Source organism: Chitinophaga sp. OAE865, assembly GCF_040546735.1.
GTDB lineage: Bacteria > Bacteroidota > Bacteroidia > Chitinophagales > Chitinophagaceae > Chitinophaga > Chitinophaga polysaccharea_A.
The window spans coordinates 2,508,450-2,529,420 of record NZ_JBEPOF010000001.1; the positions used below are offsets into that span (position 1 = coordinate 2,508,450).

Below are 20,971 nucleotides of genomic sequence, written 5' to 3' on the forward strand. Positions count from 1 at the left end.
TTTCAGACCAGGTAAGTTGTGTTAAATTGCTTAACTATTGTATATCTATATTAAATTTCTATAATGCGACCCGGGATTAATTCCATTATACTTATTGTTTTCCTTCTGTTACTGGATATTTATGTTTTCCAGGCTGTAAGAGCCATGGTGTATATGTCTGCTCCGAGAGTAAGGAATATTACCTATTCCGTTTACTGGTTTATTTCTCTTGCCTGTGTGCTGATGATCGCTTTGCTGCCCTATATTAACTGGCATAGCTGGCCTCCTACGCTGAAATCGTACCTGATGGCCATTTTCATGGGCCTGGTACTGGCTAAGCTGCTGGTAACGGTATTTCTGCTGATCGACGACCTGCGCAGGGGCGTACTGTGGCTGATCCGCAAGTTCAGCGGCGCGCAGGCAGCAGCACCAAGCCCGGCGGTAAGCGGCTTATCCAGGTCGCAGTTCATTAACCGCCTGGGCCTTATCACCGGCGGCGCCTTTTTTGGTACACTCATTTATGGCTTCTCCAACAAATACAACTACCGGGTACATAAGATCAAAATGGCCTTCAAACAACTGCCAGCCTCCTTTAAGGGACTGAGGATCGTACAGATCTCCGATATACATTCGGGCAGCTTTGCCAACCGGGAAGCAGTAATGAAGGGGATTAAGATGATCAACGACCAGAAACCGGACCTGGTGCTGTTTACCGGCGACCTGGTAAACGACCGTGCCGTGGAAATGGCGGAGTGGCTGGATGTGTTCAGTGAAGTAAAAGCGCCAATGGGCGTGTATTCTACCCTGGGAAACCACGATTATGGCGATTATTACCCCTGGCCCGATAAAAATGCCAACGGCTACAGCGCCCTGCAGCACCAGAACCTGGAAGACTTAAAAGCCGTACACGGCAAGCTGGGCTGGAAGCTGATGATGAATGAAAATGTGATCCTGAACCGCAACGGGGAACAGATTGCCCTCATAGGTATTGAAAACTGGAGCGCTATTAAACGATTTCCCCGCTATGGCGACCTGAAAAGGGCCTATGAAGGGGCGGAACATATACCGTTTAAGATATTGTTGTCGCATGACCCTACCCACTGGGATGCGCAGGTACGTACCGAATACCCCGACATTGCGCTGATGCTGGCAGGCCATACCCATGGCATGCAGTTCGGCGTGGAAATACCCGGGCTGAAATGGAGCCCGGCGCAGTATTTCTACAAAGAATGGGCAGGGTTATACAAAAAAGGTGAGCAGTTCCTGTATGTCAACAGGGGCTTCGGATTCCTGGGATATCCCGGACGAGTGGGTATCCTGCCTGAAATTACGGTGATAGACCTGGTATAAAGGCAGCAGGTACGCACTGACCGACAGAAAAGCATTGTTTAGCCACACATTTGTCCCATTCACGGGATGTGGGGTTAAACAATTCCCATTTACGCTTATATTGCAGCGACGTACTTTTACAACATGCGCCTATACTTCTTAACCTTCCTGTTGTTATGTAGCCGTGTAGCATCGGGACAAAGCCTCGCAGAGCTGGAGCGGCAGCTCGATTCGCTGTTGCAGAAACAACAGAAAAGCGAACTTGTGGCTGGTATCGGGTATGGGAACAATCCTGCTTATGGTAGTAAAGTAGTTGATTTCGAGCTGCCTGTTGTTTTAAAAACATTCGTTGCTCCTTCTTTAAGCTATTACCACAAAAGCGGGTTGTATGTAGGCGTAAGCGCCTATTATCTTTTCAACTCCATTAACAAGCCCTGGTTCGAATGGGACTTTACCGCCGGTTACGACTATACGAAGAACCGTAATTTTCTTACCGGTATATCTTACACGAAATATGTTTTTGCCGATTCTTCAGATGTTCCCGCCACGCCTATTAAAAATGAGATTTTTGCTTATTTCTATTACCGTAAGTGGTGGCTGCAACCCGGATTGAGCCTGGATTACGGCTGGGGGAAGCATGTATCGGAGGGACTGCATACCAAAGAAACCCTGAGGGGAAATGATTTTAATATTATTGCAGCAGTGAGGCATCCGTTTATTTTTTCAGGAGTAGTGGGAAGGTTTGATGTGCTGATGGTGACGCCTTCAGTGAATATGACGCTGGGAACGGCCAATTATTACAGTAACCTCAAAGCATTCCAGTATATCACAAGATCGCCGCAGATGATAAAACTCAGGCCTCCGCAGGGAAAGGAGCTTAGTTTAGAAGACCATACCGAGTTTGAGCCCCGCGCAATAGATATCACCACAAGCGTATCCTATTTTATTGGCCGCCTGAACCTGGCGCCATCTTACACCGTATTCAAGCCCTTAACCGGTACAGATCAAAGCATTATGAGTTACTTCACGGCCCGGATATTATACAGTTTTTGATTTCTTTAACAAGTAGCACGGAATTTGCAATTACGGGAAATGTAATTGCAACATAGGGGTATTTTTTACTCCGGACGTCTATATTTTAACCATTACTAACAATACGTAATTTATGAAAAAACTGTTTTTCGCCGTAGCAGTGCTGATGATAACTGCTGTTTCAACCGTGTCAACTGTGAATGCACAAACATCAAAATTCCTGCGTTTTGGTGTGAAAGGAGGCGCTAATCTTGGAAAGCTGGATGGTACCGGTTTCCAGGACGGGTTTAAATTAGGTTATCACATCGGTGGATTTGCCCAGGTAAACCTTGTAAAAGGATTCGGGGTTCAGGGTGAGTTGATATTTTCTTCTACCAAAACAAAAACTACAGACGATTTCAGTGAGATCTACAACACCGGAAACCTGGAAGATAATGGTAAGAAGATCACTATGAGCTACCTGAGTATTCCGTTACTGGCCAACATCGACCTGGGAACCCCGCGTTTAAAGCTCCAGGTAGGACCTCAGTTCAGTGCGCTGGTTAGTGATAAAAAAGTATTGGGTGCTGCCAAAGAAGCATTCAAAGGCGGCGATATTTCCGGTGTAGCCGGTTTATGGTTGCAGCTGCCGATCGTTAACGTAAGTGCCCGTTATGTGATTGGCTTTAACGACGTAAAAGACATCAACAGTGTAGCCAACACCAGCAACTGGAAGAACCAGAGCATACAGCTGGGTGTAGGTGTATCCTTCTAGTAACCCGGCGTTCAGCATTAAATTTGTATGATGCAGCAAAGATTAAAGTGAATACTTTGATCTTTGCTGCATTTTTTTGTGCAAAACGCCAAACGCTACACTGCTGTCTGTTACTGCCAGAGCGTCACTTGGCACCAAACTTGACAATATAGGGGTACATAAAAAAACGAGGACTTTTGCCGGGTTGTATGACAGAATGTCCTCATGAGGCTTTAAATATCTCAGATGAACAGATTTTATTTAGGAAATTCGGAAGATGAAATGGAGTTCATGCCTATTATCCCTTTGAATGAAGACGGGGAAGGACAGGAGGATGAAAAGATTCCCGATGAACTGGCATTATTACCATTACGAAATACAGTATTGTTTCCGGGTGTTGTGCTGCCGATCACGGTAGGCCGGGACAAATCCATAAAAGCGGTGAATGATGCGTACAAAACCGACAAATCGATCGGGGTGGTGGCGCAGAAAGACAGTACCATAGAAGATCCGGGAGTAGCGGATCTGACAGAAGTAGGCACCGTGGCGCGTATTGTGAAGCTCATAAAAATGCCCGACGGAGGCACTACCATCATTATACAGGGCCGTAAGCGCTTTAAAATAGATGAAATACTGTCAGAAGATCCGTATTTCAAAGCGAAGATCAGCGTATTGCATGATGAAGCGGCAGAAGACGATTCAGAATTTGAAGCATATATTTCTTCCATTAAGGACCTGGCCGGGCAGATCATACAGCTTTCTCCCAACCTGCCTTCGGAAGCAAGCATCATCCTGAAGAATATCGAGAATCCTTCCTTCCTGGTGCACTTTGTTTCTTCCAATCTCAATTCAGAGCTGAAAGAAAAGCAGCAATTGCTGGAGATCAACAACCTGCGCACACGTGCAGAATTGCTCATGAAGCTGTTGCAAACAGAGTTGCAGCTGGCGGAGCTGAAGAATAAGATCACCAATAAAACCAAAGCGGACCTCGACAAACAGCAGCGTGATTACTTCCTGCAGCAGCAGATGAAATCGATCAAGGAAGAGCTGGGAGGAGACGCCAACGACCGGGAGCTGAAAGAAATGAAGCGCAAGGCCGAAGAAAAGAAATGGCCGGCCGCTGCCGCAGAAGCATTTGCAAAAGGTGTTGAGAAGCTGGAGCGTATGCATCCGAGCACGCCTGATTACAGCGTGGTATATAATCACCTGGACCTGCTGCTGGATCTGCCCTGGGGCGAGTATACCACTGACAGTTATGACCTGAAAAAGGCGAAAAAGATATTGGACCATGACCATTACGGCATGGAAAAAATAAAGGAACGCATCCTGGAATACCTGGCCGTACTGAAACTGAAGGGAGACATGAAGTCGCCGATCCTCTGTTTCGTTGGTCCTCCGGGTATCGGTAAAACCTCCCTGGGACGATCTATCGCCAATGCTGTTGGCCGTAAATATGTTCGTCTCAGCCTGGGTGGCTTACACGATGAAAGCGAGATCCGGGGGCACCGTAAAACCTATATCGGCGCTATGCCGGGCAGGGTGGTACAGTCGATCCGCAAAATCAAATCATCAAACCCGGTAATGATCCTTGATGAAATTGATAAGATAGGCAACGACATGCGCGGCGATCCAAGTTCAGCGTTGCTGGAAGTACTGGATCCCGAGCAGAACAGCACCTTTTATGATAACTACCTGGAGCTGGAATATGACCTGAGCAAAGTGTTGTTCATTGCAACCGCCAATAATATCAATTCCATTCATCCTGCGCTGCGCGACAGGCTGGAGATCATTGACCTGAGCGGGTATTCCATTGAAGAGAAAGTAGAGATTGCCAAAAGGCACCTGTTGCCCAAGCAAAAGGATGCACATGGCCTGAAGGATACTAAAATAAAGATCGGTAATACCGTGATTGAGCAGCTGATAGCTGACTATACGCGGGAAAGCGGTGTACGTGAGCTGGACAGGCAATTCGCCGCCATTATGCGTAACCTGGCCAAACAGGTAGCGATGGATGAGAAATTGCCGGATGCACTGACCGAAGAAGGGCTTCAAAAGATATTGGGTAAACCCCGTTATTCCAATGAGATCTATAAGGTGGGCAATCCGCCGGGAGTAGCGGTGGGGCTTGCCTGGACCTATGTAGGCGGTGATATCCTGTTTATTGAAAGCAGTTTGAGCGAAGGCAAGGGAGATCTGAAGCTGACGGGTAACCTGGGTAATGTGATGAAGGAATCGGCAGTTACGGCGCTTACCTACCTGCAATCCCATGCAGACGAACTTGGTGTGGATCCGAAGAAGTTCGTACAGAAGAGCGTGCATGTGCATGTACCTGAAGGCGCTGTACCAAAGGATGGCCCAAGTGCGGGTATTACCATGCTTACCGCATTGGCTTCTGTATTCACCGGGCGCAGGGTAAAATCCTATCTGGCAATGACCGGTGAAATTACGCTCCGCGGACAGGTGCTGCCGGTGGGCGGTATCAAGGAAAAGATACTGGCCGCCAAAAGGGCAGGTATCCGTGAGATTATTTTATGCTGGCAAAATGAAAAAGATATCAAGGATATTAATCCGTCTTACATTAAAGGGATGAAATTTCATTATGTAAAGCAAATGAACCAAGTATTGGAAATAGCGTTATTAAAGAAGTAACAGGGCGTAACATTGCTGCCACTCATGACGGCAAACTATATATGTTCATACCGGTTTAGTTGTGACCCGTTATGAACTTCATGTTGATTGTTTTAAGGGTTGATAAAGCCATTCCGTAAATGCGGAATGGCTTTATTGTTTGGTATAATTAGTCTGCGAGTTGTCGTTTGTAGAGCTGGATGGTATTTTCCAGGCCGAAGTAGAGGGCATCCACCACGAGTGCATGACCGATGGATACTTCCTTGAGTTGTGGTATATGCAGTTTAAAGAAGCGGAGATTATCGAGGTTGAGATCGTGGCCGGCGTTGAGCTCCAGGCCAATAGCGGTAGCTTCTTTAGCGGTATTTTTATAATCGTTGAACAGCTGCAGGTTTTGCGGCTGTGTGCGTGCGTTCGTATATTCTTCTGCGTAGGGGCCGGTATAGAGCTCTATGCGATCAGCGCCGGCAGTTTTGGCGCCTTCTACTTTGGATACATCTGCATTAAGGAAGATGGACACGCGGATCCCTGCTTTTTTCAGGGTGGATATCACATCTTTCAGTTGCGACTGGTAGGCAACGGTATCCCAGCCAGTGTTGGAGGTAATGGCGTTGGGCGGATCGGGTACCAGTGTGCATTGATGGGGTTTCACCGCCAGTACCAGGTCCATGAAGTCCTGCGAAGGATATCCTTCTATATTGAATTCTGTTGTTACCAGGGGTTTCAGATCTCTTACGTCCTGGTAGCGGATATGCCGTTCGTCGGGGCGGGGGTGAACCGTGATCCCGTCGGCGCCGAAGCGTTCACAATCCTGCGCCACTTTTAGTATATCCGGTAGATTGCCGCCCCGTGCATTGCGCAGGGTTGCAAACTTGTTGATGTTTACACTCAGCTTTGTCATGCGGCAAAATTACGGCTTTTAGCTTTTACAAAAAATGCAGCGGAGAAAAAGTAATGACTTCTTCCCCGCTGCATTTGTATTTGTTGGTCGTTTAAAACTAGTATCTGTAATAGTCTGGCTTGAAAGGACCTTCTACAGGAATACCGAGGTATTCTGATTGTGTAGTAGTGAGTACATCCAGCTCCACGCCGATTTTTTTCAGGTGTAAGCGGGCTACCTTTTCATCCAGGTGTTTAGGCAGTACATATACCTTGTTTTCGTAGTTTTCTGAGTGCAGCCACAGTTCCAGCTGAGCCAGTACCTGGTTGGTAAAGGAGTTACTCATTACGAAAGAAGGGTGGCCGGTAGCGCAACCGAGGTTTACCAGGCGGCCTTCAGCCAGGAGGATAATATCTTTACCATCGATGGTATATTTATCTACCTGTGGTTTGATTTCCACTTTGGTGTTGCCATAGTTTTTGTTTAACCAGGCTACATCAATTTCGATATCGAAGTGACCGATATTGGAAACGATGCATTTGTCTTTCATCAGTTTGAAGTGCTCGCCGGTGATGATATCGCGGCAACCGGTGGTGGTTACAATGATATCAGCTTCTTTCACAGCGTCGTTCATTTTCTTTACTTCATAACCTTCCATTGCAGCCTGTAAAGCGCAGATAGGGTCAATTTCAGTAACGATTACACGGGCGCCTGCACCTTTGAGTGATTCAGCGGAACCTTTACCTACGTCGCCAAAACCGGCAACAACGGCTACTTTACCGGCAATCATCACATCGGTAGCGCGACGGATCGCATCTACGCAGGATTCGCGGCAGCCATATTTGTTATCGAATTTGGATTTGGTAACGGAGTCGTTGATATTGATAGCAGGCATTGGTAAAGTACCGGCTTTCATACGTTCGTATAAGCGGTGAACCCCTGTAGTGGTTTCTTCACTTAATCCTTTGATATGCTGGATAAGCTCAGGGTATTTATCGAATACCATATTGGTAAGATCACCACCATCGTCAAGGATCATGTTCAGCGGACGGTCGGGGCTGCCAAAGAACAGGGTTTGTTCAATGCACCAGTCGAAGTCTGCTTCATTCAAACCTTTCCATGCAAATACGGGTATACCGGCAGCAGCGATAGCAGCAGCGGCGTGGTCCTGCGTAGAGAATATATTGCAGGAGCTCCAGCGCACTTCTGCACCGAGGGCTACGAGGGTTTCTATTAATACGGCAGTTTGGATAGTCATATGCAAACAACCAGCAACACGTGCACCTTGCAATGGCTTGCTGTTACCATATTCTTCTCTCAATGACATCAGCCCGGGCATTTCGGCTTCTGCCAGTTCAATCTCTTTACGACCCCAGGCCGCGAGAGACATGTCTTTTACCTTGTATCCGAGGTTAAAGTCAATGTTTGATTTTGCAATTGTTGACATTCTGAATTGTTTTTTGCAAATCTAGGGTTATTTTAACTTTTAACATAACTCCCATGCATATATAAGGTATTATAAGCGCTAAAAATTTGTTAATCACTCTCTTCTGCCTGCTCTCCTATTACCAGATAAAATAATTTGATTTAATATAAATATTATTATAGATTTGCTAATTAAAATATATGATTTTATATTTAATTGTTTGAAGATTTGGTACAGGTGGAAGGGTATGGTATAATTAAAGAAATCATAAATAACGCCCATGAGTGCGTTTCAGGGCCCACCACCACATGATCAGAGAGATAAATATAATTGCCGGCGGCTGGTTTTTCAGTTTCATCAGAAGAGAAGAAGAAGCAATACAGATGCCTGCCGGGGAGAGCCAATTTTAAGAGATCCGCATATAGGGTTTTACAAAGGACTGTTTTCACATTTTTGACTTAAAATCTATATGTATTAATAGAAATTTACACGCTTATATGTTACTCCTTTCCTATCCTACGAAATTAATCAAGCAAGGTATGCCCCATCGTATCCATGTGTTCCTGTACCAGGTTGTTTTCTTCATAGCCGTTTTCTTCCTGACAGGTAAGAGTGTACAGGCACAGGTTACTATTAACCCGCTTGGAGGTAATACACTTACTGATGGATTGAGGATAAAGATCAATGCGGACGGTACCTATGAAATTACGAGGAATGGAAGATCTGAATCCAGGAAGGAGAACGCCAGTGCGGTAATGGGCATCCGCTCAAATTTCAAGATGGAGAATACCACCGGCTTTTTTACGCCTTCGCCACTTGATATCAATTTCACGAAAATATCCGAGATAATGGGGGCGGGCACAGTGGCAGACCCTTATAAGGTTTGTTTGGCCGGTACTCTTTCCTATTATGAAAATTTCGGCAGGGGACCCTTTGATCTCACCATGCTGATGACCATCACCTATGTGGTGCCCAACAGCTACTTTGTATTGGATTATACTTTTTATAACGACCGGCCCTCCACCACGTTTCACCTGTACCTGAGTGAATTTCCCACCATGCAGGATAACCCGGTGGCGCCTATACTGGATAATAACAAAAGCGCTACAGGGTTTATGAATCCTCCCGGTGGCGGCCCCAACCCGGATATTATCGGGTTTATCCGTCCTCCCGGCTATAACCCTGCATATCCCAACGCTACAGTCGGAACGTTTTCGCATACCTATCACGCCTATACGACGTTTTCTTCTTACGTGGCAAAGTCGGCAGGCGACCGGCAGGTATTCAACAATATGGAGCTGGTAAACGCAATTGATGAAGGTGGCGTAAACACTTCCACAAAAGGGCTTGCAGCGGCCATTAACCTGGGAGTGAAGCCCACTGCCAAAGCTGTTGGTACCCGCGTGGCAGTTGACTACGGTTATGATAACTCACCGGTGCATATTAACCTGCAGGGAACGCCCCTCAGTACCAATACAGAGCCTATTTCGGTATCATTTGAAAAAGATTCGGCCACCGGCCCTGAAGGAAATAACGGGGATCTCACATCACCTAATTTATACCTGGTAGTAAATAATACGGCTACCATTACTTCGGAGATGTATGTAAAAGTGGCGTTGGTACCTCCGTCCGGCGGATCGCATAATGCTGTGCAGGGCACGGACTTTACCTTTTACGGCGGGTTCATGATCCCTGCAAAGGCCTATGTCCCGGGCGATAAAATACAATTAAGCAATATTAAGATCATTGGTAACAATGCACTGGAATACAGCAGGCATATGACTTTCCAGCTGATACCTGTTACCGAGAATAAACTGGTGACCGTTACCGGCAAAACCACCTGTACCTATACGATCCAGGACGATGAGCCACGGAATATTACCCTGTCTGCTCCTGCGAAGATCCGTGAAGGCAGTATTACAGACTCCATCCGTGTAACGCTCCCGCCGGGAGTACTGGCCTCCGAAAGAACCAGGGTGGATATATCTGTTGTAGCTGCCGGAACAGAAGCCATTGCATCAGATTTTACCTATGATAATGTTGCCTATATAGAAGTGGATTCCAACGGGGTGAACATCCCGGTAAGACCTGTGAAAGACAGTATCCTGGAGAAAGATGAGCTGGTGAATTTCAAAGCAGATGCGATGGTTATGGGACAGGCCCAAACATTTTCCAGATCCCTGCATATAGAAGATGGTACAAGGCTGGATCCAACACTAACCGTACTGTCTTTTGTAACGGATGATCCAACGCTGTTGAAAGAGCCGTACAACGGGTTGGTAACTATTTCCTTACCAAAGGATGTTACCACCGATCTGCCCATTGATGTAGTCATCAATAAAAAAAGTACTTCTACTGCTACTAATGGTACCGACTATGAGTTGAATGGCCCCGTTACCATTCCGCAGGGAGCGGGCCAGGTTACCGTACCATTTAAGATCAATACCGACAATGCAATAGAAGGAACGGAAAAAATAGAGATTGAGCTTTCCGCTTCCGATCCCATACCCTCCACTACTTACACCTCCACTGTTACACCGTATGTAGTAAATATTACAGATGCGCAGCTGCCCATGACAGCCCCCATCATTTTACACATTTCTGCAAACAGTGTTAATGAAGGCGCTTCGCCAGGTGTGTGGGCAGAGTTGCCTGTAGGCCTTACTACTGAAATACCCATCCAGGTGGACTTTACCCGGGGTAGTTCCTCTACAGCAGCAACGGGAACATATACATTTCCTTCCGGTACAGTAACTATTGGGCCCGGCAAAACATTGTCTGATACCATATTGGTAGGCGCCACCGCCAACCAGGTATTTGATGATACCCGTAAGCTGGTATTAACAGGAAGTACACCGGGAGCCGGTATCCTGGTGAAAGACAGTCTCACGCTTACCATTAACGACCAGACTGCACCAGCGCAAAAGAAACTGACTATTGCCCCGCTGAAGTATCACCTGAATGAAAGCGACAGCACCGGGTTTACCATTGCACTCCCAGCCGGGTATACTTCTGCAAAAGACATTGTAATTGCACTGAAAAGAAATGCAGTTGGCTCCGATGCAGGTGTGACCGATTTTGGCTGGATATCGGAAGATACCATTCGATTACCCGCCAATACAGCCTCTCCTTATACCACTTCTTACACCGTTATAAATGCGGTAGGCGATGATAATATTATTGAGAAAGATGAACGACTGGCGCTGACCGGCAGCGTATACGGACTTAGCGGATACACTGTGTCAGATACCGCTGTTATTATTGATGATGCCACACGCCGGGATGCTGCCAAAACAAAGATCACCTTCACATTGCCAATTGTAGCAGCGAATGAGAACAGCACCAACAATATTGGTTTCAGTTTACCATCCGGTGTAACTACGGAGATACCGGTAAAGATAACGCTTGGCAGTGCCACTGGTACGGCTATACGTAATACTGATTATTACCTCCCTGCGGATACTTCCTTTACAGGTGCATCCGGTATTGCGGAATTGAAAGTAGCGGGTGATATCCTGGTAGAAGATGCAGAAGATATTCACATCACCCCGGCAGTGAGCGATGCGCTGGGCACTGTATATACTTTTCTGCCCGTAACTATGGATATTAACATAAAAGATGCGCAGTATCCTTTCCCTGCAGGCGATTCAGTATTGCTTAGCAGCGCCCCCAACCCGGTAACAGAAGGAGGAAGCGCAGTTATTACCGCTACCTTCCCTCATGGCTGGAAAGCTGGCAAAGCCTGGACCATCAGCCTGGCAAAAGATGCAGTGAGATCTACCACAGCAGATACCAGTCATGGCGCCATACCCGCTTCTATTACCATTGCAGCCAATGCGCCATCCGGTGTAGCTACTGCCATTACCACCAAAACCAACAACGTATTTGACGATGGAGGATTTATAAAAGTAGATGGTAACACAGGTAACAGCAACATGCCCGCTACGAGCGCTATCATCAATATCACTGATGGCACTGACCCCGCTCAGAAGAAGCTGGTATTAACCGCAGTAACGCCAACGCTTACAGAAGGCAGCAGCACTACGTTTACAGTATCCTTACCGGCAGGTTATTCCGCCGCCAGAGATGTGAACATTGCATTAAGTACCAATTCTACCGGTACCGATGCCGCCACTGGTGATTACCAGGCTTTACAGGGCAGCATCATCTTCCCGAAGAACAGCAATACTTACACTACTACCGCAGCAGTGATCAAAGCTACTGCCGATGATGTGATAGAGAAAGATAAGCAACTGAAGATACGCGGTACCGCTGCCGGCTATACGATCACAGACGCTGCCATACAGCTGAATGATGCCACACGCCGGGATGCTGCCAAAACAAAGATCACCTTCACATTGCCAACTGTAGCGGTGAGTGAGAACAGTACCAATAACATCGGTTTCGGTTTACCATCCGGTGTAACTACGGAGATACCGGTGAAGATAACGCTTGGCGGTGCCACAGGTACGGCTATACGTAATACTGATTATTACCTTCCTGCGGATACTTCCTTTACAGGTGCATCCGGTATTGCGGAATTGAAAGTAGCGGGTGATATCCTGGTGGAAGACGCAGAAGATATTCACATCACCCCGGCAGTGAGCGATGCGCTGGGCACTGTGTATACTTTCCTGCCTACAACTATGGATATTAACATAAAAGATGCACAGTATCCTTTTCCTGCGGGTGATTCAGTATTGCTTAGCAGCGCGCCCAACCCGGTAACAGAAGGAGGAAGCGCAGTTATCACCGCTACCTTCCCTCACGGCTGGAAAGCAGGCAAAGCCTGGACCATCAGCCTGGCAAAAGATGCAGTGAGATCTACCACAGCAGATACCAGTCATGGCGCTGTACCCGCTTCTATTACCATTGCAGCCAATGCGCCATCCGGTGTAGCTACTGCCATTACCACCAAAACCAACAATGTATTTGACGATGGAGGATTTATAAAAGTAGATGGTAACACAGGTAACAGCAACATGCCCGCTACGAGCGCTATCATCAATATCACTGATGGCACTGACCCCGCTCAGAAGAAGCTGGTATTAACCGCAGTAACGCCAACGCTTACAGAAGGCAGCAGCACTGCGTTTACAGTATCCTTACCGGCAGGTTATTCCGCCGCCAGAGATGTGAGCATTGCATTAAGTACCAATCCTACCGGTACCGATGCTGCCGCTGGTGATTACCAGGCTTTACAGGGCAGCATCATTTTCCCGAAGAACAGCAATACTTACACTACCACCGCAGCAGTGATCAAAGCTACTGCCGATGATGTGATAGAGAAAGATAAACAACTGAAGATACGCGGTACCGCTGCCGGCTATACGATCACAGATGCTTCCATACAACTGAATGATGCTACGCGCCGGGATGCTGCCAAAACAAAGATCACCTTCACACTGCCAACTGTTGCGGTGAATGAGAACAGTACCAATAACATCGGTTTCAGTTTACCATCTGGTGTAACTACGGAGATACCGGTGAAGATAACGCTTGGCGGCGCCACAGGTACGGCTATACGTAATATTGATTATTACCTTCCCGCGGATACTTCCTTTACAGGTGCATCAGGTATTGCGGAATTGAAAGTAGCGGGTGATATCCTGGTGGAAGATGCAGAAGATATTCACATCACCCCGGCAGTGAGTGATGCGCTGGGCACTGGGTATACCTTCCTGCCTGCAACTATGGATATTAACATAAAAGATGCACAGTATCCTTTTCCTGCGGGTGATTCGGTTATCCTGAGCAGCGCGCCGGATAGCATTTATGAAGGCGGCAACGCTGTTATCACCGCCACTTTCCCGCATGGCTGGAAAGCAGGTAAGGACTGGGTGATCAGCCTGTCAAAAAATGGGGTTGCTTCTACGGTGGCAGATACCCGTCATACTGCGGTACCGGCCAGCATTACCATTCCCGGCACCCAGGGCGCCGCTTCTGCTCCTGCTATTACCGCCATCACTAATATCATACTGGATGATGAAGGTAAACTGGTGATTGATGGTAACAACGGTAACAGCAATATGCCGGCTACCAGCGCAGGTATATTTATAAAAGACTACACAGAGAAACAATCAAACGCCAGGAAAATGACACTTACTCCCGATGCCACACTGGTACCGGAAGGGAATAAAGTGATGGTAACGGTAACCGTGCCTTATGCATCTACAAAAGATGTAAGCATACAGCTGGCAGTTGATAATGCACTGACCACGGCCAGGAACACCGGCGACTATACAATGTCTGCTGCTTCCTATGTATTGCAGCAGGGACAAACCACCGCTACCTTTGAACTGCTGAAAACAGTAACAGATAAAGTGCTGGAAAAGAATGAAGCACTGGTGGTGAATGCTGCTGCCAACAGGTATACGGTAAATAATCTGCCACTGACCATACAGGATCTTACCCGTACAGATGCGGCTAACCTGGCGTTGAATATAAGCACCTGGAAAACGTCGCTCGCGGAAGGCGACAGCGGGGCATTAACCGTGAGCCTGCCTGCGGGCGTTACCACGGAAGTGCCTGTGCATATACTGCTGCCTCAATCGGGTGGCAATGCGGAAGCAGGACCGGATTATGTACTGGCTCCCGATGTATACCTGAACAGCGGCAACAGCATGGTTACGGGATTGAAGCTGAATAAAGATAACTTCACAGAGGGCCCGGAAAGCCTTACCATTAACGCCAGCGTTACAGATGGTATCAGCACCTTTACTATCAATAAACCTGTGATCACTATTAACGATGATCCAACACAGTATCCGTTGCCGGCTCCTGTAATACTGAACAGCACCCTGGCAGCTATTGATGAAAATGGCACCGGCGCCATACTGAGTGCGCAATTGCCCAATAACCTGCAGGCAGGTAAGGACATTACCATTCATGTAACGAAAGACAATGCGCTGAGTACTGCAATAAATGCGGATCACAATGCTTTGCCATCTCCTTATGATATTGTTATCAAAAAAGGACAGAACACAGGCACCCATACGTTTGCGCTGAAAGCGGTGAAAGACCTGGTGCTGGAAGATGATGAAGCAGTAGTATTAAAAGGCAACATTACGGATGCTACCTTCAGCACCGCCGTTGTAAAGGACACCACTATTACTATTAAAGACAGAACGCATGATGACCCCGTTACCGGCTTCATACATCTTACCGCTGTTACGCCGGGAACGAAAGTGCTGGAAGGAAATGCCTACCAGATGAAGATAAGCCTGGCGCCCGGCGTTACTGCCAGCAAGGATATTGTGATAACATTAAACATAGGGGCAGGATCAGTGGCAACAGCAGAAGATATTGACCAGTTGCCTGCAACGGTAACCATTCCGGCAGGTATCCAGGATGCCACCTTCTCCTTTACTGCAAAGACGGACCTCGTGCTGGAGAAACCGGAACTATTGTGGATAACTGCTGAACCAAACGGTTTTGCCGGAATGAAAGGCGATAAGTTATCAGTAACAATTGATGATGCTACACGCCTGAACCCCGATAACCTGAAGATTGAAATGCGTGTAGACTCTTCCGTTATACACGAAGGCAGCGGCAGCGATGTAACTATCGGGTTTGCAAACAGCCAGATCACCTCGTCAGAGAATGTGATAATTAATATAAGCAGGAATGCGGCATCTACTGCGGATGACGCCGACTATGGCGGCGTTCCTGCACAGGTAACGCTGGCGGCCGGCGAGCATAATAAAGTTTACCAGCTGAAAGTAACCGCTGATAATATCCTGGAGGGAGATGAGCAACTGCAGTTTACTGCGCAGCTGGTAACAGCAGGTTATACGCTTACCCAGCCGGGTATGGTGCTGATCCCTGAAACAGGCGATATGCGGGTGCTGCTGCAGAAAGATAAAGACGCGGCCGAACCTGGTACTAACGGGGCTTATACAGTAAAACTACCTGGCTCTGGCACAGCAGCAGCCGATGTAAAAGTTGTATTCTATGTAAGCAGCATAGCAGGCACTACTAACATAGCGCCCATACAAACTTCCGCTGTAATACCGGCCGGGCAAAACAGTATATCCGTTCCCGTTAATGTGATAGATAATAAGGTAATTGAGGGAAATGAGCAGGTGAGGATGTCGCTCATGCTGGCGCAGATGAAGCGGTTCAACAGGAACATAGCGCTGGATGTGGACGATAAGGACACCGTTACTTTAATTGTGCATGACGATGAAAGCAATGCGCCAGGCCGTGAAATGATGATCATCAAAACAGCGGATGCCACTGAGCCTGAAATGCCCGGCGCCTTTAGAGTGAGGTTTTCTGATACGCAGTTATCTGCTGTGAAAGATGTGAGTGTTAACTATACCGTAAGTGGTACTGCCATTGCGGATACCCGTTATCATAAGCTGAGCGGTACGCTGCTGATACCGGCTGGTCAGAATGGTGCAGACATTAATGTAATGCCGATCGATAATAATATAGTAGAGGGAGATGAAGATGTGAAAGTGCAGCTGCAAACCGTTAGCAGCAGCATGGCGGGTATTACATGGCCGTTATCAGCCGGTGCGTCAGCCGGTGTGATCATCCATGATAATGATACACTGGTAGTAGAAATATCGGCAGAAGCAATAACAGCTGAAGAAGGAAGTGGTGTGAAATTTACATTGAGCTCGCCTGCCTCCGCTGCCTATGATGTACCGGTGAGGCTGCGCATAACTCAGGATGCTGCGCGCACGTTTATTGCCGGTGAAGGAACGTTGAGCGGTAACATTTTAACCATCAATATGCCGGCCCTGGCAAAGCAACACTCGTTTGTTGTTACTACCGGTGATAATGATGTCAATGATGACGATGGATTCCTGAAGGCGGCTATACTTCCATACATTGGCGGCAACAGCACACTGGTATACAAAGCCGGCGCCACCGATACAGCGAGGGTAGCGATCACTGATAACGACCCGCTGACGCTTTCTTTCGCCGTTGATAAATTCAGTGTGAAAGAAGGCAACACAAATGAGAATACACCACTCCGGTTTAATGTACAACTGAGCAGGCAAAGCTCCCGCCCGATCACGATTAACTATGATTTTGAAGCATCCACGGATGGAGTGTCATATCCTTATATGGACTTCAAAGCCACGCCGGGTGTGGATTTTGATAATACTATAAAACAAACGGTGATCGCCCCGCTGCAAACCATCGGGCAGGTAACGGTGAATATAAAAGGCGATACCAGCTTTGAACAGAATGAGACCTTTATCCTGAAAATGACTACAGTATCCGTTCCATCAGGGCAACATACACCCACTTTAGGAGGGCCTTCCAAAGCAACAGGGGTGATCCTGAATGATGATCCTATGTGCAACAGCTGTGATACGGATGGGGACGGACTGTCGGACAAGCAGGAAGATATCAATGGTAACGGCGATCCTTTTGATGATGACACCGACGGTGATGGTATACCTAACTTCCTGGACCTGGATTCCGACGGTGACGGCGTTGCAGATTCCGTAGAAAAATACACTACCGACGGAAGGCGGATTAATAACAACAGCGGTAAGATCAGGGTACACCCGGCGCTGTCGCCCAACAACGATGGTATCGGAAATGACGTGATGTACATTGAGAATATAGATAAATACCCGGATAATGAAGTAGTGATATTTAACCGTTGGGGTGGTACCGTATTTAAACAGCAGCACTATGATAACAAGTCTAAGAACTTCCGTGGAAAGGCAAATGCCGGCGGCAGTGCTGGGAATGATGTGCCTGATGGCTCTTACTTCTACAGTATTGAGGTAACGATAGATGGTAAGAAGGAACGTTATACCGGGTTTGTAGTGATAAAACGTTAAGGGTTATACGAATTTGAAGCAGATGTATCTGAACAAAAATAATTAAGCTGATACCTATGAAAAAGCGCCTTATGAAAGCTTTAGGGGTTACTATCTTATGCTGGTGCTGTTGCCTGCAGGTTGCTGCGCAGCAGCAACCGCTGTACTCACAGTATATGTTCAACGGCATGATCATCAATCCGGCTTATCCTTCTATGGATGAATCTTCCAGTCTTACGGCAGTGGGCCGTAACCAATGGGTAGGAGTGGAAGGCGCCCCAAAAACAGCTACCGCTTCCTTTTATACGCCGATCAAGGCTACCAACACCAGTTTTGGTGTATCACTGATGAATGAGAAGATTACCGTGAATTCGCAAACGGCGGTGAACCTGAATGTTTCCCAGCGGGTGAAGCTGAGTGAGAAAATTTACCTGGCGCTGGGACTGAAGGGTGGTATGTCTCATTTTAAGGAAGACAACAGTTCACTGAGCACTACCGATCCTGTTTTTGCGCAGAACCAGAGTTACTGGAAAACAGATGTGGGCTTTGGGTTCATGTTGTTTACAGACCGTTTCTTTATAGGGTTGTCGTCGCCTACTTTCAAGAGCTTCGACCTTGGCAACAGCGTGAATAAGGTAGTGGTGGAATCGCACTACTATCTCCAAACAGGTTACCTGGTGAATATTAATGATGATGTAAAGCTGAAGCCAAACGTGTTACTGCGGCAGGTGAAGGGCGCAGGTTTCCAGTACGATCTGAATGCCAATATCCTCCTGAAGAATGTAGTGTGGCTGGGCGCATCCTGGCGTTCCGAGAAAACAGTGACGGGACTGGTACAGGTGCAGGCCACCAAAAACCTGCAGATAGGATACTCTTATGATACGCCTATGCAGTCGAACCTGAAAGGCGCGCAAACGGTGTCGCATGAAGTGATGATCAATTACCGCTTCTCGTGGTCGAAGTGGAAAGTGGTGGCGCCGCGTTATTTCTAAATTTAAAAATCAAGAATGGTATGCGAAAATACAAATTCTCTTCCCTCATACTTTTCCTGGGTATTATTCCCCTGTTTGTTTCCTGCAGCTTTGTAAAGGACCGTGTGCAGCTGGGCGGTGTAGGCAGTATGGCCAAGGTAAAGCGTGCCGAACGGCTTTACAAAAGACAGGAGTATGAAAGAGCTATCTCACTGTGTAATGAAGTGATCAATAATGGCAGCAGTGAGGAAATATTACGCCGTGCGAAGTTGCAGTTAGCCCGGGTGTATTTTGAAACCAGGCAGTTTGAGAAAACGATCAGCCTGTACGATGAGCTGTTGTATAAACCAGGAAAAGATGTACTGGTAACAGACGTAACCAATTACATTGATCTGCTGAAACGTACCGGCAGGGTATTGAAAGCGCAGGAGATCAGTGCGGTGTATGCCAATAACTATAAGAACAATGCCCGCTTTACCAACCTGAAAGAGTCCCTGGTGAACTATTACAGTTTCTTTAACCGTGATTCCATGGAGAATGTGAAAGTGGACAGCTTGCGCCTGAATTTACCCGGTTACCAGTATGGCCTCGCTTTATACCGTAATAATATTGTATTTCTTTCCAACGACATCCGGAAAAACGAACAGCAATCTTTCTATACCAACTCCAGATTATACCAGATCTCTGAAGATGGGGTAGAGCCTTTTAACAACAGTCTGCGTGGTGTGTTACAGGTAGGACCTGCCTCTTTTTTTGATAACGGGCAAAAGGTGATCTATACTTCCAACCGGTTTACCGATGTAAAGAACGACAAGAACTCCTATATTAATTATAACAACGGCACACAATTGTTATCGGCTGTTTACCAGCAGGAGCATGATATGTGGAGTAAGCCGGTGCCGGTGAAGCTGGTGAAGAATATGGACACTTATTCTTTCCTGCATCCATCAGTTGCTCCGAATGGTAAACGTTTGTACTTTGCATCCGATATGCCTGGCGGTCAGGGTGGTACGGATATTTACTATGCTGACTGGGACAAAGAGGCCAAACGGTGGAAAGCGCCGGTGAACCTGGGTCCGCAGGTAAATACCAACGGGAATGAACTGTATCCTTTTGTAGTGGGCGATAAGTTGTTCTTTTCCTCCAATGGCCTTCGCGGATTTGGAGGACTGGACATCTTCATGATAAATATTAAAAAGCCGGAAGAAGGAACCGTACATTTGCCCTATCCTGTGAATACACAGTTTGATGATCTGAACCCTGTGCTGGATGAAAATAAATTGTTACTATACTTTACATCAGACCGTTCAGGAGCGCATGATAATGATCACATTTATGTGCTGAACCTGAAGAAAAATCCTTTGAAACAGCTGGATCTGCCTTATCCCGGCAAACCAGTAAAAGAAGACGACCGAGTGCCTTATACCATGAACCAGACGGATAGCCGCCGTCAGCTGACTTTAGCAGGAACCAGAGAATACGACAATCTCCCTGTGCAACAACCGGTGGTGGATAGCACCGTGTTAAAACCCGTTCCCGCAATAGCCGTTGCCGTTAGTCCGGAGCGTAACACGGTAGATTATACCAACGAGGTTACAGACAGTTCTCCCGAAATGATTCCCTGGCAAAACGATCATCCCGGTACCAACACTGCTGCTTCAACCATTACTGTTACCACTGCTATCAAAGCGGCAAATACCGGCGGGGCAACTTACAGCAATTCTGAAATGGTGTCGTGGCAGCAAACGGGCAAAGGATTTTCCGTAACTAACGCTGCCGGTTACACGCTGATGAAAGACAGTACTGTAAAAGCATTGGAAGCCTTGTGGAAAGTGCCCGGCGTGATCTATTACGACCTGAATTCCTTTATACCACAGGACCAGGAATGGCGCAAGCTGGATTCTATTTTCAGGATATGGAAGGCTAACCCTCACCGGATCATACTGGTGAACGGGCATACAGATATTATTGGCACCGAGCGGTATAACCTGTCGCTTTCAAAAAACCGTGCGGTATATATCCAGGAATGCCTGCTGAGCAGGGGCGTGACGCCGGATAAAATAAAGATCAATTATTTCGGGTCTACCCGCCCGGTATGGATGGCGGGGAATCTGAGGCTGGAAGAGAACAGGGATTATTTTATACAACTGCAGGGCGTAAACAGAAGGTGCGAGATCAGGATTCAATAAACTATTTATCGGT

At 47.1% G+C, this 20,971-nt stretch carries 9 protein-coding genes; 7 read left to right on the forward strand and 2 right to left on the reverse strand.

Annotated features, from left to right (window positions below):
- Positions 1-63 precede the first annotated feature (63 nt).
- The 4 genes from ABIE50_RS10350 (at position 64) to lon (ending at position 5,722) form a co-directional block, all read left to right on the forward strand.
- A complete protein-coding gene (locus ABIE50_RS10350) occupies positions 64-1,329 on the forward strand; it encodes a metallophosphoesterase (protein WP_209863800.1) in 1,266 nt (421 codons plus the stop codon).
- A gap of 123 nt (positions 1,330-1,452) precedes the next feature.
- On the forward strand, positions 1,453-2,361 hold the full coding sequence (locus tag ABIE50_RS10355) for a TorF family putative porin (protein WP_209863797.1): 909 nt from the start codon (positions 1,453-1,455) through the stop codon (positions 2,359-2,361).
- A gap of 112 nt (positions 2,362-2,473) precedes the next feature.
- Positions 2,474-3,094, forward strand: coding sequence for a porin family protein (locus tag ABIE50_RS10360; protein ID WP_209863794.1), 621 nt, complete (start codon positions 2,474-2,476; stop codon positions 3,092-3,094).
- A gap of 225 nt (positions 3,095-3,319) precedes the next feature.
- Positions 3,320-5,722, forward strand: a complete 2,403-nt coding sequence (lon, locus tag ABIE50_RS10365) for an endopeptidase La (RefSeq protein WP_209863791.1) — start codon at positions 3,320-3,322, stop codon at positions 5,720-5,722.
- Between the two features lie 148 nt (positions 5,723-5,870).
- On the opposite strand, the gene ABIE50_RS10370 is transcribed toward lon, so the two are convergent.
- Both ABIE50_RS10370 and ahcY read right to left on the reverse strand, forming a co-directional pair.
- The gene (locus ABIE50_RS10370) at positions 5,871-6,602 is read right to left on the reverse strand and encodes a pyridoxine 5'-phosphate synthase (RefSeq protein WP_209863789.1); all 732 of its coding nucleotides are present in this window, start codon (positions 6,600-6,602) and stop codon (positions 5,871-5,873) included.
- A 97-nt stretch (positions 6,603-6,699) separates the two neighbouring features.
- Positions 6,700-8,028 (reverse strand): adenosylhomocysteinase, encoded by a 1,329-nt coding sequence (gene ahcY / locus ABIE50_RS10375; RefSeq protein WP_142683305.1) that lies wholly within the window; start codon positions 8,026-8,028, stop codon positions 6,700-6,702.
- Positions 8,029-8,546: 518 nt separating this feature from the next.
- On the opposite strand from ahcY, the gene ABIE50_RS10380 reads away from it, so the two are divergent.
- The 3 genes from ABIE50_RS10380 to ABIE50_RS10390 are packed head-to-tail and all read left to right on the forward strand — an operon-like array spanning position 8,547 to position 20,958.
- Positions 8,547-17,819 carry a Calx-beta domain-containing protein gene (locus ABIE50_RS10380; protein ID WP_209863786.1) on the forward strand — a complete coding sequence of 3,091 codons (9,273 nt, stop codon included), beginning with the start codon at positions 8,547-8,549 and terminating at the stop codon, positions 17,817-17,819.
- 56 nt (positions 17,820-17,875) lie between these two features.
- Positions 17,876-18,790, forward strand: coding sequence for a PorP/SprF family type IX secretion system membrane protein (locus ABIE50_RS10385; protein ID WP_209863783.1), 915 nt, complete (start codon positions 17,876-17,878; stop codon positions 18,788-18,790).
- Between the two features lie 20 nt (positions 18,791-18,810).
- Positions 18,811-20,958: an OmpA family protein gene (locus tag ABIE50_RS10390; protein ID WP_209863780.1), complete on the forward strand. Its 2,148-nt coding sequence runs from the start codon at positions 18,811-18,813 to the stop codon at positions 20,956-20,958.
- Positions 20,959-20,971 lie beyond the last annotated feature (13 nt).